The 16189-nt window shown below is 65.0% G+C and carries 12 protein-coding genes, 1 tRNA gene and 1 riboswitch; of the genes, 6 read left to right on the top strand and 7 right to left on the bottom strand.

Features of this window, described 5'->3' with window-relative positions; genetic code table 11:
* Window positions 1-12 precede the first annotated feature (12 nt).
* Window positions 13-906 (bottom strand): LysR family transcriptional regulator, encoded by an 894-nt coding sequence (locus AC6I1W_RS01300; protein WP_284956427.1) that lies wholly within the window; start codon window positions 904-906, stop codon window positions 13-15.
* Window positions 907-943: 37 nt separating this feature from the next.
* On the opposite strand from AC6I1W_RS01300, the gene AC6I1W_RS01295 reads away from it, so the two are divergent.
* From AC6I1W_RS01295 to AC6I1W_RS01280, 4 genes are all read left to right on the top strand, one after another.
* Window positions 944-1885, top strand: coding sequence for an EamA family transporter (locus AC6I1W_RS01295; protein ID WP_200869978.1), 942 nt, complete (start codon window positions 944-946; stop codon window positions 1883-1885).
* Entirely contained in the window at window positions 1882-2535 is a 654-nt protein-coding gene (locus tag AC6I1W_RS01290) for an NAD(P)-dependent oxidoreductase (protein WP_036316262.1), read from the top strand. The genes AC6I1W_RS01295 and AC6I1W_RS01290 overlap by 4 nt, the downstream gene beginning before the upstream one ends.
* Window positions 2536-2621: 86 nt before the next feature.
* Window positions 2622-3608 carry an IS481 family transposase gene (locus AC6I1W_RS01285; RefSeq protein WP_202726018.1) on the top strand — a complete coding sequence of 329 codons (987 nt, stop codon included), beginning with the start codon at window positions 2622-2624 and terminating at the stop codon, window positions 3606-3608.
* A gap of 544 nt (window positions 3609-4152) precedes the next feature.
* Window positions 4153-4755 (top strand): XRE family transcriptional regulator, encoded by a 603-nt coding sequence (locus AC6I1W_RS01280; protein WP_065673667.1) that lies wholly within the window; start codon window positions 4153-4155, stop codon window positions 4753-4755.
* A 109-nt stretch (window positions 4756-4864) separates the two neighbouring features.
* Here the strand turns inward: AC6I1W_RS01280 and AC6I1W_RS01275 are convergent, their stop codons facing one another.
* From AC6I1W_RS01275 to AC6I1W_RS01260, 4 genes are all read right to left on the bottom strand, one after another.
* Window positions 4865-6091 (bottom strand): ParM/StbA family protein, encoded by a 1227-nt coding sequence (locus AC6I1W_RS01275; protein WP_462553560.1) that lies wholly within the window; start codon window positions 6089-6091, stop codon window positions 4865-4867.
* Window positions 6092-6153: 62 nt separating this feature from the next.
* Window positions 6154-6750 (bottom strand): hypothetical protein, encoded by a 597-nt coding sequence (locus AC6I1W_RS01270; RefSeq protein ID WP_284950896.1) that lies wholly within the window; start codon window positions 6748-6750, stop codon window positions 6154-6156.
* A gap of 2527 nt (window positions 6751-9277) precedes the next feature.
* On the bottom strand, window positions 9278-10504 hold the full coding sequence (locus AC6I1W_RS01265; protein ID WP_117189747.1) for a tyrosine-type recombinase/integrase: 1227 nt from the start codon (window positions 10502-10504) through the stop codon (window positions 9278-9280).
* A gap of 176 nt (window positions 10505-10680) precedes the next feature.
* A tRNA-Leu gene (locus AC6I1W_RS01260) sits at window positions 10681-10763 on the bottom strand.
* Window positions 10764-10894: 131 nt separating this feature from the next.
* Between AC6I1W_RS01260 and AC6I1W_RS01255 the strand changes: the two genes are divergently transcribed.
* Window positions 10895-11593 carry a hypothetical protein gene (locus AC6I1W_RS01255; protein WP_016666328.1) on the top strand — a complete coding sequence of 233 codons (699 nt, stop codon included), beginning with the start codon at window positions 10895-10897 and terminating at the stop codon, window positions 11591-11593.
* Between the two features lie 4 nt (window positions 11594-11597).
* Here the strand turns inward: AC6I1W_RS01255 and AC6I1W_RS01250 are convergent, their stop codons facing one another.
* On the bottom strand, window positions 11598-12662 hold the full coding sequence (locus AC6I1W_RS01250; protein ID WP_284950900.1) for a cutinase family protein: 1065 nt from the start codon (window positions 12660-12662) through the stop codon (window positions 11598-11600).
* A 264-nt stretch (window positions 12663-12926) separates the two neighbouring features.
* Window positions 12927-13388 (bottom strand): YbhB/YbcL family Raf kinase inhibitor-like protein, encoded by a 462-nt coding sequence (locus tag AC6I1W_RS01245; RefSeq protein ID WP_284950894.1) that lies wholly within the window; start codon window positions 13386-13388, stop codon window positions 12927-12929.
* A 174-nt stretch (window positions 13389-13562) separates the two neighbouring features.
* Window positions 13563-13773: riboswitch (cobalamin riboswitch) on the top strand.
* A gap of 75 nt (window positions 13774-13848) precedes the next feature.
* Here AC6I1W_RS01245 and AC6I1W_RS01240 point away from each other — a divergent pair.
* Window positions 13849-16185, top strand: a complete 2337-nt coding sequence (locus AC6I1W_RS01240) for an anaerobic ribonucleoside triphosphate reductase (RefSeq protein ID WP_284950893.1) — start codon at window positions 13849-13851, stop codon at window positions 16183-16185.
* Window positions 16186-16189: the final 4 nt, after the last annotated feature.

Below are 16189 nucleotides of genomic sequence, written 5' to 3'. Positions count from 1 at the left end.
ATGGGACCGGCATCAGCCGACCATGTGCAGGGCGATTGATTCCTTGACCTGTTCGATGAACGCCCGAGACGCGGGGCTCGGATTGAAAGAGCCCCACGCGACGTACTCGGCCCGGCAGGGGCCATCGGCCACGGGAACTGCTCGCAGCGCTGGGTTAGCCGGCACACATTCGACGGGCAGCAGGCAGACGCCCAACCCACGTTCGACGAGGGCGAGCATGAACTCGGTCGACATCGCCTCGAAGCCCACGCGGCGCTGAAGGCCTGTGGCAGCGAATGCCCGATCGCCTTGGAGTCTGCCTGGTGACCCGGCCGGGAAGTCGATGAACGTCTCGTCGACCAAGTCAGCCAGGGCCAGGGTGCCCGTGTGCGCTAGCCGGTGTTGTGACGCCATGACGGCGACGAGACGCCCTCGGGCGATCTCGTGCGCGGTGAGTCCGGACGCTGGGGCGACGTCGGCGTCCACGCCGAGAAAGGCCACGTCGAGTCTCCCGCTGCCGAGGTCGCGCATGAACTCATTGCTTCCCCCGCCCCGCACGGTGAGGTCCACGTGGGGATGGCTGGCGTGGAAGGCCGCGATGATGTCGGGCACGCTGACGGCTGTGACCGTCGGGATGACACCTACCGATAGGCTTCCGCGGACCTGGCCCACGGCCTCGGCAGCGACCGCCACGGCACGGTCGGCGGCTGCGAGGCTGGCGCGTGCTTCCGTGAGGAAGGCTTCGCCGGCGGCGGTCAGCTCCACCCGACGGGATGAGCGCACGAACAGTGCCGTGCCGAGTTCCTGTTCGAGGGCCTTGATCTGGTGGCTCAGTGCTGATTGCACGACGAAGCAGCGTTCTGCTGCTCGCGTGAAGTTGCGCTCCTCGGCGATCGCCACGACGTACCTGAGCTGTTGGAGTTCCACTAAACCATGATTGCAGGTCATTGTTTGGGTGAGAACAATGTGTTGGACTCACCGCTGGTGGGCGACTGACGATGGATCGGTGAACACTTCTTCCCATGGGGCCCGCAGTTCGTTGCTGTGGACCTGTCTGACGGCGCTGGCCCCCGCTACGTGGGGGACAACGTACATCGTGACCACCCACCTCCTCCCAGCCGGACACCCCTTGTTCGCCGCGTTCATGAGGACGCTGCCGGCAGGGATCATCGCGGTGGGCCTGTCGAGGCAGCTGCCGCGCGGCTCGTGGTGGTGGAAGAGCTTCGTGTTGGGCGGTCTGAACATGGCCGCGTTCTTCCCCCTGCTGTTCTTGTCGGCGCAGCGTCTTCCGGGCGGGGTCGCGGCCACGCTGGGTGCGGTGCAGCCCATCATCGTTGCCCTGCTGGCCGTGGCTGTCCTCCACGAGCAACTCTCCGGCTGGCGCCTGGGATGGGGTGTCGTGGGTGTCGTGGGGGTGGCTCTCGTGGTCCTTGGGCCGAGCGCCGCCCTGGACCCGGTGGGTGTGGCTGCAGGACTCGGTGGCGCAGGGGCCATGGCCACGGGCGTGGTCCTGACCAAGAAGTGGAAGCTCCCCCAAGGTGTCTCGCCCATCGCATTGGCCGGTTGGCAGCTGACGGCCGCCGGCCTTCTGCTGGCGATCCCGGCGCTGCTGGTGGAGGGGCCACCGGCAGTGATTTCCGGTCGTGGCTGGCTTGGGTACGCCTGGCTCGGCCTGGTCGGGGCACTGGTCTCTTACAGCCTCTGGTTCACCGGCATCCGACGCCTGCCCGTCACGTCCACAGCCCTCCTGGGACTTCTCTCGCCGTTGGTCGCCGCCCTGCTCGGCGCCCTGATCGCGCACGAGCACCTCGGAGCCGAGCAGTACCTCGGCTTCGCGATCGCCCTGGCCGCCATGGTCTGTGGCCAGCTCCCCGCACCCACCCATCGTCGAAAGGACAATTCATGAACATCACGGTTCTCGGAGCCACCGGCATGGCCGGCGCAGCGATCGCGCAGGAGGCCACACGCCGCGGCCACCACGTCACTGCCGTATCGCGGAACCCACAGGAGACCAACGACCCGCATACCACCGTCACTCGTCTCGATCTGACAGACCTCGAGGCACCCCTGCAGCCCGTCCTGAACGACGCAGACGCCGTCGTGCTCGCCGTGCGCATGGCCCCCGGCGACGAAAGCCGTGTGGCTCCGCTGACCAGCCGTGTCCTCGACCACGCCGCCGTCGCGGGGGTCCGGGTCTTGGTCGTGGGAGGAGCAGCGCCCTTGCGCTCACCTCACGATCGAGAGTTGCTCGTCCTGGACGACCCCGCCTTCGTGCCGACCCAGTGGCGTGACGTCGCGTCGGCCAGCCTCGACCAGTTCAACGCGTGTACCGAACATCCGAACCAGAACTGGATCTACCTGAGTCCGTCGGCAGTCTTCGAGCCCGGACAGGGAACCGGCGCCTATCGCCGTAGCGGTGACACGCTCCTCATCAACCACGATGGCACGTCGCGGATCACCCCTGCGGACCTGGCCCTAGCGGTGCTCGACGAGCTCGAGCAGCCCAGCGCCGTACATCACTTCACCGCCATCGAGCTGGCAAAGGGTCTGGCCTAGGGCCAGCGGTCCACAGAGGAATCCACGCTAACAACCGTGAGGGGGTCGAGCTATCGGCCCCCTCCGTCTATTCCAAGGGGACGCTCTTGCTCCACGCCAACGCAGCACTGACCCCGCGCCACCGCTTGATCGTCGGCCAGCTCGTGGTCGACCAGGGCTGGCCGATCAGCGAGGTCGCCGCCCGGTTCCAGGTTTCCTGGCCCACTGTGAAGCGCTGGGCCGACCGCTATCGCGCCGGCCAGTCGATGCAGGACCGCTCGTCACGGCCGCATCACTCGCCGAACAAGACCAACGCGAAGACGACGAAGCGCTGCATCCAGCTCCGTCTCCGTCTTCGAGAAGGACCCGTGCAGCTCGCTTGCCGGCTGGGGATCGCTCCGTCGACGGTTCACCGGATCCTCGTCGACGCGCACCTGAACCGGCTTTCGCATGTCGACCGGGCAACCGGGGAGCCGGTCCGCCGCTACGAGCACGACCACCCCGGGGCGATGCTGCACGTCGACGTGAAGAAGCTCGGCAACATCCCCGACGGCGGCGGCTGGCGCTACGTCGGCCGCCAGCAGGGCGAGAAGAACCGCGCCGCCACCCCGGGCAAGCCCAAGAACAAGTACAGCGACCCGTTGATGGGCAAGGCCTACGTCCACACCGTCATCGACGACCATTCCCGCGTCGCCTACGCCGAGATCCACGACGACGAAACCGCCCTCACCGCCACCGCGGTCCTCGTTCGGGCCGTCAAGTGGTTCAACGCACGCGGGGTGACCGTTGAGCGGGTCCTGTCCGACAACGGCGGCGCGTACCGCTCACACCTGTGGCGAGACACCTGCCACGAGCTCGGCATCCGGCACAAGCGCACCAGGCCCTATCGGCCGCAGACCAACGGGAAGATCGAACGCTTCCACCGCACCCTGGCCGACGGCTGGGCCTACGCCCGCTGCTACACCAGCGAGACCGAACGCCGCGGAGAACTCGACGGCTGGCTGCACTACTACAACCACCACCGGCCCCACACCGCTTGCGGGAACCAGCCGCCCTTCTCACGCTTGACCAACGTACCCGGTCAGTACAACTAGAGGTATAGAAGCTGCTCCGGTCGCACTCGTTTCGGCGGCTCGTGATGCTGGTGTGGACGTTGCCAATGCTCGTGCGGAGTCCCATGATGGCTACATGATGATCTCGGACAATCACTCATGGGTCATCGGATCAGACGACAGTTCCTCGTATTCTGGGGCGTCCGCACGAAGCGCAGACTTTGATGCTGGTATTTGCACAGGAAAAGTTCCATAATCCGCAGATTATCAAGAATCGTCTGGAATGGGGCGCTCAGTCCAGCTGTAAATCTACAGCCGCCCCAAACGACCTCTATAGGCATTCTATTCATGTTGACCTTCGGCAAGGAAATCCGAAAATTACATCACTTGGTATCATGCACAAAATCAGTGAGTACACATCACTGAACGGTCCATATTCGCGGGTTGCCACTGCGGTAGCGACGAATCCCTGCAAGAAGAACACAAAAGCCAACTATGACGTGGTCGCGAGAGTCACCGTGCACAGCGTTCAGTTCCGAGCCGTGGTCTCGAAGACCATGACCAACCTGAGCTGTAACGTAGCACCATGACCCCACGAGCCAGGCTGTTCATATCGGCTGCGACGACCCTCCAGGCCTCCGAGGACTCTCTTGTCGCCACTCTGGATCTCCTGCGAGTCGAGCTGACGGAGCAGGGAGTGAGCGCCAACGACGTGGCGCTTGAGCTCGGGGTGTCCCTCGACTTCGCCACCCGTCTGCTCGAGGGCACCGCGGTGCCCGAGGAACTGGCGGCCTGGCGGGCCACCGAGGTGACTCGGCTCGTCCAGGACATCTATCAGGACCTCGACTCATATCGCAACGGACTGCTGTGCTGCCGCGCGCAGGACCCGGTCACGCTCATGATCTCGGCGACCCATCCCTGCGATGAGTACCGCAGAAAGTACGAGACGCGGGCCGAGGCCCTGGGGCTGACGGTGTCCTGGCCAGAGGCTGCATTCAGCCTGCTCGAGATGAAAGAGCATCTTGCCGAACTTGATCGTCAGGCCGCGGCGACCCATGTGGACCCGCAGGCCGGGAGGATTGACGACACAGACCTGGCTGTTACGGCAGGGTCCGTGGCTATGCAGGACTGGATCGGAGATCACCTTGGCCAGTGGATACATACAGATCGGAGAGGCGAGGATTCGTGAATTTCCGGATCGGCGCTGAGTTCCCAAGACGACCCACCGGCGGATGCCGGTGGGTCGTCATCGTCTGACTGGTCCGGTCAGAGCTCTCAGCGCCCTGGATGTGATGGGGTCACACCACCACCGAGTCGTTCCTCCGCGATGAGCTCTTCTTGGTGGTGGCCGCCCGCTGCAGGGCCGAAGCCATGAGGTACAACCCCTCCCGGTTGAGATGGCGGGAGTACCGCGAGTCCAGGTAGAGCACCGGGATATCGCCGGCCGTCTCCAGCAGCGCCGGGTGCAGCAACTCCTTGATGGGTCCGGCACCCCCGCCGTAGAAGTAGACGGCCTCGGTGGTCGCCCCGGCCTGGGCCAGCACGTCGGTGAAGGCGCTGACGATGTCGGAGACCAGGTAGCGCGACTCCTCGATGACGTAGCCCTGGGCCCTGTCCCACCGGCCCCGCTGGAGCGGGGAGGGCTCATGGGCCAGGAAGTCGGCCAGCTGCTTGCGGCTGGAGAACTGCAGGGTCGGGTCGGACTCGCTCATGCGCTCCATGGCGTTGACCAGGGCTGTGCCGTAGCCGGAGTTGAGGGTGGCTGAGGCCTCGGCGTTGAACCGGCCGGCCGAGAAGCACGGGAAGTTCGTCGTGCCCTCCCCGATGTCGACGCCCACAGTGTTCTGGACGGCGACCAGGTCGGCGGCGGTGACGCCCTCCAGGGCACCGGGCTCCCGCGAGCGCAGGTCGGCCAGCAGCAGGTCCGCCAGCGGCTCGCCCTTGTCGGTGATGGCGAGCTGAGCCGACGCGCCCTCGGCCATCACCTGGACGTCGGTGAACCGGAGGCGTACAGACACCGGTGTGGCGAAGTTCTTGATCGTCACCAGATGGACCCCTGAGGTGAACTCGGTGGCGTAGGCGGCCCGGCGGGCCACGTACTCGGTGATGGGCAACGCCAGCCCGGCACGGACCTCCACCGACAGCTCGTGGTCGGGCAGGGACCCGTGGGCGCGGACGTGGTCGCGCAGCGCCTTGGCCGCGAAGACGCCCAGCACGAGCACCTTGGACAGTTCCTGGTCGGCCTTCGAGTGGGTGCTGAGGACCTCGAACTCGGTGAACGAGGCGTCGAGCCTGTTGTAGAAGTCGTCGCCCTCGGGACCGTCGCCCAACTGGGTCAGGGCCTCCTCGTCGGGCACCGGGACCTTGGGCACCGACCGGCTGGTCGAGACCACCGCCGAGGGCATGTCGATCTCGTCGATCGCGTCGGTGCCCTCTGTCATCAGATCCGTGTCGGCCACCAAGGCCTTGACATAGCCCTTGCCGACGTCGATGCCGCCGACCAGATGAAGGATGTCGTCGCTCATGAGTGTGAATTGCTTTTCCGGGCGTCAATGAAGGAATGGGATGAGAATGAATAGATGCGAGATCACTGGCGCGAGGACCGCAGCAGCTCATTGATGTCATCGACACTGAACTGTTTTCCCGCCTCGGAAATACCAATGTCCGAGACCTGGTCGTCGCCGTCGGTGGCCGGCGGTCGCTCGACGTCATCGGACTCAGCATCCGGATCGGGGCGGGAGGGGGCCGGCGACGATGTCGATGCGGCCGGGGACTCGATCTCGTCGGTCTCCTCGGCATCCTGGGACCCGTCAACCACAGGGATCGGGGCAGCCTGGACAACCGGAGCCGTCCCGGCGGGCTCGGCCGGAGGCCGGCCCTTGCGCGGCTGCTGGGCCAGCGGCCGGTTGGCCAGGTCCAGATAGCCGTCGCGCTCGATGGACTCCCGGATGAGCGCCCTCAGCGACTCCGAGACCGAGTCCTGGCACGCCAGCCAGGTCGCCACCGAGGTGTCGGCGACGCGGTCGTGACATCGGTACGGGGCAATGCCGTGACACCGCACTGTCGTGTCATGGCCACAGCTCGGCCCCACCCGACGGACAACCCGATCCCACCCGGGCCCGGCGGACTCGCAGCGCCACGACGACGACGCCGGAACGGCATCCGCCTGCCGTATCAGTGCCAATCAAATGACAGACCAGTGCAGTTCTGCTGGCACGCCGATGTCACGGCTGCCAGCGGATGCGAGCCGCGCATCGGTATGGCATTACAACGACACCGGAATACCGCATCATTGCCATAACGCCGCCGGGTCGGAGCGCCCGCACCAGTCGTGACAACTAATCGCCACATGGGTGTCACGTCATTGCCACATCATTGCTGAGACGACGCCACGCGGGCGTCACGCCGATGGCAATGAGCTATCCAACGCCTTACCGTGGCACCCGCCTGCCAACCATGTGTCATGTATGTGACGACGACGTGGCAATGATCCGTCACGTCGACGTCATACCGCTGCCGCGCTCGAGCGTCGTGACAGTGCACCGTCATCGGAACGACACGCCCGTACCACCACAGCGGCAATGTTGTGTCACGGGCGTGTCACTTTTTTGCCCGATCTCTGCTCCACCGTGACGCCAACGTGTCAATGAATCACCAGTCCGTTGTCACGGTGTACTGGTGCCGACGGGGCCGGCTGAACTCGGGCTGCTCGCGGGCCCAGGACCGGATCTCGTCGCGCTGCTCGGGAGTGGTGATGGGCACCTCGCCGGTGCGATCGGAGCGCGAACGTCCCGAACTGCGGCCGCTGCGTGCGCCGGCGCTGAGCCGGGAGTCCGGCCTGGCGTGGGAGATGTACGGGCCGAGCGCCTCGCACCGGTTCCCGATCTGCTCGACCTGTTGTGCGCCCGCCGTGGCTGGACGACGCAGACCTTCGCGACCATGGACGATCTCTCTCCCATCCCGATCTCAAAGACGAGGGTACGAAAGTCAATGCGCTGCACAGGATCCCACGAATCCGGCGAACGGCCCGTGATCATCACCGAACTCGACAATGAACGGCACCAGCTCCGGTGTCCTGGGCCACACCGATATGGCCGACACCTCGGCGGTCGTCACCAGCGATGTCCATGTGGGCAGACACAGACCGAGACTCCAGATCTTCAGTCAAGGGATCTGGGTCCCGGTCTCGCATCTCGCATTGACGTCCCACCGGCCCAGCCTCACATGACGAGGATCGAGGTAGCCCGCACGTACCATCGCCCGCGGACTTCCGGTACCAGGCGACGCGAGGCTCACCGGTCCGCGGATCCGGGCTCGGCCGCCCGGATCGAGGTGGATCCACGACGACCGAAGAAACACCGGAGTTGAGCGCGGCTGACTCAGGTGTGACGACCCGGAGAGCGGTTAAGCCCCCCAGAGCTGAGTCGCCCTGACTCAACAATGGTGCTCGAACCCCCATCGAGGGCCAGGATGTACCACATGATGTACCACATGGACCGCACACCATAATCCCTTGTCAGCGGCAGAGTTTGGCCAAAATCCGATGTACCACTGAATCGCAACTTTATCTATAGGGGGTAACTCACTCAGTGAGATTTCTCTGGTACATGTGGTACATCGAGGGACACAGGTCGAACACAGGAAGAGGATAGGGAGTACTCAGTAAGAGGTCTCTCGCGCATGTATATAAAGTCTTTTTCAGTGGTACAAGTGGTACAAACCCCATTTAGATCCTACTTGAGCCTGTCATGGCGCGGTTTGCGGATGTACCACTTGACCGATTTTTGTCTGGTACGTAGTGGTACGCAGTGGTACATCTCGGTTCCGGATCAACGGGCCGGAACCCCTGGACCAGGTCAGTTCCGAGCACCTCGTGCGAGCACTCGACACGGGTGTCCGCCGTGCGGTGCTGCGACAATGACTTGAACGGCCCTGTCGCCGTCCTCATGGAGGATTCCTCGCGTCCGGAGCCCGTGGGGCGCTGCGTGGTGTCTTCGATGGTGTTCCAGGGCCCCTCATGGCCTCTATGAGCCCCTCAAATACCCGACCCGGTACCCCAAGGGTCATGTCGCTCCTGGCAGGTCCTCAGGGTGGTGCTCGCGCCCCTGAGGATTATCTGGCGGTTCAGTGATCCGCCGTGCCCCACTCATGCATGAGCATCGGAAGGATGATCCATCTCGCTGAGACAAGATCAAGGAAGCCGTCTTCGTCGATTCGAGCGTTCCATTCCAAGAGGAGGCTGAAATCCCCGCGGGCCCGGGAATTTGGCCTCATGGCCGTCGGAAGTTCCCCACCGTGATGCCGACACCTGCAGCAGATCCCGCACCCTCATCGGCCGGTCCGGCCGAAGCTGCCGCGGTGCTCTGCGACCTCGTCGCGGAGTTTCAGATGCGCTACCCGGTCGCATGGCTCCTGACCACCACACCCTTACCCGATGCGTGGAGGTCTACCCCGACCACGCCGACCTCCCCGTTCATCGAGCAGTACGTCGTGGACCTCGCCAGCACGATGGTCCAGCAGGGCAACCCCGCCAAAGGCAGACCTAGCCCGACTGCCCTCAGCTACGAACACTGGTCAACATCCAGTCGGTCAAGATCACGCTGCTCATCTTCTCCAGATGCCCGGCCATGGAAGCGTCAGTGGATTTGAGAGAGATGCTGTTGGCGACGAGTCCTCGATCCTGATCCCGTCAACAATGATGGGAGAACCGTCTACTTCTGTGCGGTCGGTTCTGTTCCTTGCTGCTGACGGATCTCGGCCTGCCGGAGGGTGCGGGTCAGCCTGTCTGCACGCTCCTTGTCCCCATGGACCGAGGTCATCTGATAGTGCATGGCCATGGCGGCGGTGGTGTGGCCGAGCATCCGCATGAGCTCGGCGGTGGTGGCCCCGCCCTGAGCGGCCAGGGTCGCGGCCGTGCGCCGCAGATCATGAACGGTAAGTTCCGGTCGGCCGATGGCCAGGCACCCCTTGTGGTGGGCCTGCCACAGCACCGACGAGGCCATCGGGTGGGACCCGTCGCGGGCGCGGAACACCAGGGCGTCCCTGCCACGCACGGGAAGGGCTGCCAACCAGGCTCGCATCGGGTCGATGAGCTGAGAAGGCATGGCCACGATCCGGAAGCCGGCATCGGTCTTGGCGTCGCCGTACTGCCAGTCCAAGTGGTGATCGTCGACCCTGACCCTGTTGACGGCCTGCTCGACGTGAAAGACCTTGGCCCTGAGGTCCACGTCGCGACGGCGTAGGCCCCGGACTTCTCCGGAACGCAGTCCGCACCAGGCGGCCACTATGAGCGCCACCCGGTAGTGCTGGGGAACCGCCCGCATGTATGCCAGAGTCTGGTCGGCGCTGAGAGCCTCCACCGTGGCGGCTGAGTGCCGGGGCCTGGGCTTGCTCGCTCCCTTGGGATGGCACGGAGAGACCTCAATGAGCTCGTCGTCGAGGGCCTCCTTCATCACCGAGCTCAGCAGCTGGTAAGCCCTGGCATTGGTTGTCGGCGTGCTGGGCAGCTGGTCCCACCACCGCACGACGTCGGCCCGACTCACGTGGTCGAGTTTCCTGCGGCCGAGATCGGTGCCAGTGATCCTCAGCCTGGCGTCCTTGCGGTAGAGGTCGACGGTGGTGGGAGACAACGGACGGTGGGGTCTGCTGTGCCGTCGCTCGATGACGACGTCGATCCACTGCTCGACGGTGACCATGGCGTCCTCGCGGGCGGCCTGGGCGATCTGCTCGGCCTGACGCACGGCCGGAGGGGTCCACCGGCCGTCACTGATGAGCCGGCGTTCGTCGGCGAGCCAACCCTGGGCGTAGCCCTCGTCGACAAACGTCGAGGAGGCCGTGTGCCGCTGACCGTCGGGGCCGACGTAGCTGGCCTGCACGTTCCCGCTGGGCAACCGACGCAGATAGCCGAAGCTCCTCCGCCTGCTGGATCTTCTGGCCATGGTTCCTTCCCACGTGTCCGAGGGGCACCGGTCCGGGTTTCGTGCTGTCGTGCGATCTACGTGCGATAAGAAACCGTGGATCTGCCCGTTTCCACCCCGTTTTGCTGATTTGGCCCTGAGACGCCAAATGGTCGGTGACTAGGAGTTTCACCTAGTCACCGACCATTTGATCGCTGTGCGCGAGAGAGGAGTTGAACCTCCACGTCCCAAGGGACACTGGCACCTGAAGCCAGCGCGTCTGCCATTCCGCCACTCGCGCATCGGGTCCGTCTGGCGGACCCAACTCGGAGACGGTAGCACGGATTGGGAATCGAAGTGAAATCGAGCCTGTCCCGCTGCGTCATGACGGGGCCGTCGGGGCGTCGCCTGCGTACCGAGTAGCCTTGCCCCGTGCTGTCCTTCCTCGCCGCGGCCTTCGCCTTGGGCATCGCCGGTTTCGACCCCCTGGGGTCCTTCGTGCTGTTGGCAGCCCTCGGTCTGGGCGTCAGACGTCGCGGCGTCGTCATGGTGTTGCTCACCTCGGTGGGAACCTCCGCCATCTTCGGGGTTGCCGGAGTGCTCGGTCTGGGAGCCTTGCTCGCCCGGCTGGGAATTCATGGACTACATGTTCCGCACCTGGTCTGGGTGTGGTTGGTGGCGATCCTTGGCGTGGCCTTCCTGGGTTGGGCGGCATGGCGACTGCGTCCCGGGGCGGCGACGAAGGAACTGGACGAGGACACCTCAGCTGCACCGCGTTCGACGGCGCCCGGGGCTCTGGCCGTCAGTGGACTCCTGGTGGGCCTGTCCTCGCTCATCGACCCGGCATTCTGGGCGATGCTCGTCCATGCCGCGCACCTTCCGCATGTCAGCTGGGCCGTCGCCGAGTCCCTCATCTGGGTTGTCTGCAGTCACAGCCTGCTCATCGTCCTCGTCATCGCCTACCTCATCGGTGGGCCTGACCGCGTCACCCGAGTGGTGACGAGCATCCGTGAGGACCACGCCGTCGCGCTTCATCGCGGTATCTCAGCGATGCTCGCTGCGTTTGGAGGCCTTCTGCTGGCCGACGTCATCGGCGTGCTGACTACTGGGCAGTGGTTCTTCGAGCTGTGAGGTCTCAGTGCCAGCGGTGATGACGCTGACGACGTCGTCCGGCTCGTCCCAGGAGCCAGCCCAGTGCCAGACCGAGCACTCCGGCACCGACCGCAACTGCGATCTGCAACGGGCACCATTCGCGAGTCGCGACCGTCACCGTCTGTCCATGGGGGATGGGAGCACCCTTGGCCTCGGCGGCTCCCACGGCATTCGCGCGCTGGGCAATGCGATTCAGGGAAGCCTCCAGGACGCTTCGGGTGTACCCCATGTGGACGGGACGGCCTTGGTTGAGCTCGTCCTGCCAGGTTGACTGCAGGGTGAGGATGCGCGTCAGGGCTGGCGCGGTGTCGCAGACGGGATCACCCTTCAAGCACACTGAATAGGTTTCCGGGTAGGCCTCGGGAGGGATCGCCGCCTCGGCCTTGACCATGTCAGCGTCCAGAGATTTCTGATCAAGGGATTCCTGACTCAGACTGAGGGTGGCCTTGATGATGGCCCGCATCTGGGCGTCACGGTTGGCCCCGGGGGTCGCATGTGCGCGCTCTCGCAAGTAGTAGAGGATGGCAGCCATTCCCATGGCCGACCGGTCGGCATCTCCACTGAGTTCCTGGACGTTCTGCCCTGGGTAGTGGTCTGGGTTCCCGGCCAGGATGGCACCTGCCAGGCGCTGAGGGGTGTCGGTCTGGGCGAGGGCCTGGGTGATGGCCTGGGAGCCTTGGGAAAAACCGGCGAGGATGACCCATTCCTTGGGGCACTGCTTCTTCTCGGCGTTGAGGAGGGCGGTGAGTTTCTTGGCTCCCAGAGCCGCAGAGTCGAAGTACTCCGTCGACGGCATGGTTGCGTCGAAGAGGAGACTGCTCATCGATGCTTGTTGCAGGGTGTGAGGGTCAGCCGCAGGATAGTCCAGGTAGACCTGACGGACAGTTCCCTTGCCCTTCCACTTCTGGGCCACAGCGTCACGGATCGACGTGATGGTCTCGCCATAGGGAGGGGTTTCCCCGGAGCCGCGAACGCCGACGAACATCACGGAGGCACACTCCATCTGGGATGCGTGTTCTGAGGACACCGGGTCTGAGCCCCAGCCCATTCCTGCTCCGGGGGTGATGGGTGCGGCAGGTTTGGGAGAGTCCGCGGATCCGCTGGCGTAGCTGGTGCTGGTGGTCGTCGGGGTGGGGGTTGCTGACTCGGCACTGGCGGAAAGCGGCATCGATACCAGACCGACGGCGACGAGGAGAGTGAGCAATGTCTGCCGAAGCTTCACGACGCCAGTCAAGCAGGCGCCGCCGACACGTGGTCGACGGCGCCTGTTCGTGTTTGCTGCCACGAGGTCGGTTGGCAGCCCTGGTCATCGTCAGGACTGCTGGAAGGTTCCGGTGATCGACGCGGAGTCCAGCTCGCTGGTGTGGATGGCGAAGCGGACCTGGACGTTGGCGGCGTCGTCAGGAATGTCGAGATGCTCGCTCGGCATGGCATGGACGGTGTGGATGTAGCGGTGGGCCGGTCCGGGCGGCGGGCAGGCGCCGGAGTAGCCGTCCTCCTGGTAGTCGTTGGTCCACTCGCGCACGCCGGAGGGCAGCGGGCCGCCTTCGTCGAGGGAGGTGACGTCGGCCGGGATGTCGGCGAGGATCCAGTGCCAGAAGCCGGAACCAGTGGGGGCGTCGGGATCGTAGATGGTGATCGCGTAGGACTTGGTGCCCTCCGGGCCGGGCGTCCAGCTCAACTGCGGGCTGACGTTCTTGCCGCCCGCATCGGCGTGGGCGTAGGCCAGGGCGATCGGCTGGCCTTCCTTGATGGACGTGCTGGTGATCTCCATGGGTTGTGTCCTTTCCCTTGGCGTGTGTCCATGATGCCAGCCTGATGTGCGATCCGAAGGGCGTGGCAACTGGCTCTGATCGCGGGGGAGCGCACCCGCCACGGCGAGACGAGGGGGCGGGTGCGCGGATGCGTCGAGATGCGTATACCCTTCATCTTGTGCTGGTTCTCATCGCGAGGCACCAGATGTAGGGGTTTCTCGACATCTGGCGGTGATGGGAGGAAAGAGGGAATCCGGTGGGAAACCGGAACTGCCCCGCAGCGGTGACAGGGAACGACGGCGACACACGCACTGGCCATCCGGCTGGGAAGCGTCGCTCGGTAGGAACCCGTCTGGCGACGGAAAGCCCTGAAGTCCGAAGACCTGCCAGTGCCCGGGTCAGCGACCCGGTACGACTACGGGCGCGCGGGACGACCCGGGGCGAACCTGCTCCACCCGTGCGCTGCTTCGAGGAGAGAGCATGTCGACCACCCTTCATTCGGTGTCCATCAGCCAGCAGCGAGCAGTACCAGCATCCATCCGCAAGAGGGACGGACGGGTCATCGGATTCGACTCGACGAAGATCGTCGAGGCCGTCCGCAAGGCCTTCGTCGCCTGTGGCATCGACGCCCCCGAACTCCTGGCCTCCGAGGTCGCCCTCGAGGTGCTCTCCCGACTGAGCGAGATGGGTGAGGACACCCCTGACGTCGAGGCCATCCAGGACCTCGTCGAGAAGGCCCTCATGGATCAGGGACATGACGACGTCGCCAAGGCCTACATCCTCTACCGTCAGCGTCGCACCGTCGCCCGCGACCAGCAGTCCGCCCTCATGCGCACCCTGCGCGAGATCACCTTCGCCTCCGCCGAGGAGGCTGACGCTAAGCGGGAGAACGCCAACGTCGACGGCAACTCCGCAATGGGGTCGATGCTGCGCTACGGAACCGAGTCGGCCAAGCAGTTCAACCTGCTCGAGGTGCTCGACCCCACCCATGCCGCCGCCCATCGTGACGGGGACATCCACATCCACGACCTCGACTTCCTCACCCTGACGACCACCTGTTGCCAGATCAACCTCACCGATCTCTTCGAGCACGGCTTCTCCACCGGCCACGGCGTGCTGCGAACCCCGCAATCGATCGGGTCGTACGCGGCCCTGGCCTGCATCGCGATCCAGTCCAACCAGAATGACCAACACGGTGGCCAGGCGGTGCCGAACTTTGACCGAGACATGGCGCCGGGGGTCGCCAAGACCTTCGTCAAGGCCGCCCAAATCGGTCTGACGAGGACTTTCGAGGTTCTCGGTGGTGACGAGGAGCATCTCGACGAGGTGCGCGAGGCGGCCTCCGGGTGGGTGCTGGAGCCGGATGCCGCCGCGCTGGCCCGTGAGAAGGAGCAGCTGGCGGAACTGTTCGCCGGGCTCATTGACGACACCGACCGGGTCGCCGACAGAGTCCGTCGCCAGGCTGTCGAGGAGACGCGTCGTCAGACCTACCAGGCGATGGAGGCCCTCATCGCCAACCTCAACACCATGAATTCGCGAGCCGGGGCGCAGACCCCGTTCTCGTCGATCAATTACGGCACCGACACCAGCCCGGAGGCGCGGATGGTGATGCATTGCCTGCTGGAGGCCACCGAAGCCGGTCTGGGCGGCGGGGAGACCGCGATCTTCCCGATCCAGATCTTCCGGGTGCAGAAGGGTGTCAATCTCGACGACGACGACCCCAACCACGACCTGTTCCGGCTGGCCTGTCGTGTGAGTGCCAAGCGCCTCTTCCCGAACTTCTCCTTCCAGGATGCCCCGTTCAACGCCGAGTACTACGTGCCCGGCCATCCCGAGACCGAGATCGCCTACATGGGCTGCCGCACCCGGGTGATGTCGAACGTCCATGACCCCTCGCAGGCCCAGACCTGGGGACGCGGGAACCTGTCCTTCACCTCGATCAACCTGCCGAGGCTGGCGATCGAGGCCAACCACGACGTCGATGTTTTCTTCACCTCCTTCGACCGGATGATCGACCTCGTCATCGACCAGTTGCTCGACCGGCTCAAGATCCAGTCCCACAAGCTGGTGCGAAACTTCCCCTTCCTCATGGGGCAGGGGGTCTGGATCGGCTCGGAGAACTTGGGGCCTGACGATGCCGTCGCCGAGGTGCTCGAGCACGGGACCCTGTCGGTGGGGTTCATCGGGCTGGCCGAGACTTTGACGGCCTTGGTCGGTGTCCACCACGGTGAGTCGGAGGAGGCCCAGCAGCTCGGCTTGCGGATCGTCGGTCACCTGCGAGAGAGGATGGACGAGGCCGCCGAGCGCACCGGGTTGAACTTCTCGGCCCTGGCCACCCCAGCCGAGGGACTGTCGGGACGATTCGTGCGGATGGACCGTCAGCGTTACGGGTCGATCCCGGGAGTCACCGACCGGGAGTACTACACCAACAGCTTCCACGTGCCGGTCTGGTACCACATCGGTGCTGCGGACAAGATCCGCATTGAGGCTCCTTATCACGCCTTCACCAACGGCGGTCACATCTCGTACGTCGAACTGTCGGGCGATCCGGCACGCAACGTCGACGCCTTCGAGGCCCTCGTGCGGTACATGGCTGCCAGCGGCATCGGGTACGGGTCCATCAACCATCCGGTCGACCGGGATCCTCAGTGCGGCTACACCGGGATCATCGACGACGAGTGTCCCAAGTGCGGCCGTCACGAGGATTCCGGGTCCTTCGACCGGATTCGCCGCATCACCGGCTACCTCGTCGGTGGGCTGGACAGATTCAACGACGCCAAGCGGGCCGAGGTCCGCGACCGCGTCAAGCACGGATGAGACC

The organism is Cutibacterium sp. KB22876 (assembly GCF_059728865.1).
This window is presented reverse-complemented; position numbering and strand designations above follow the sequence as displayed.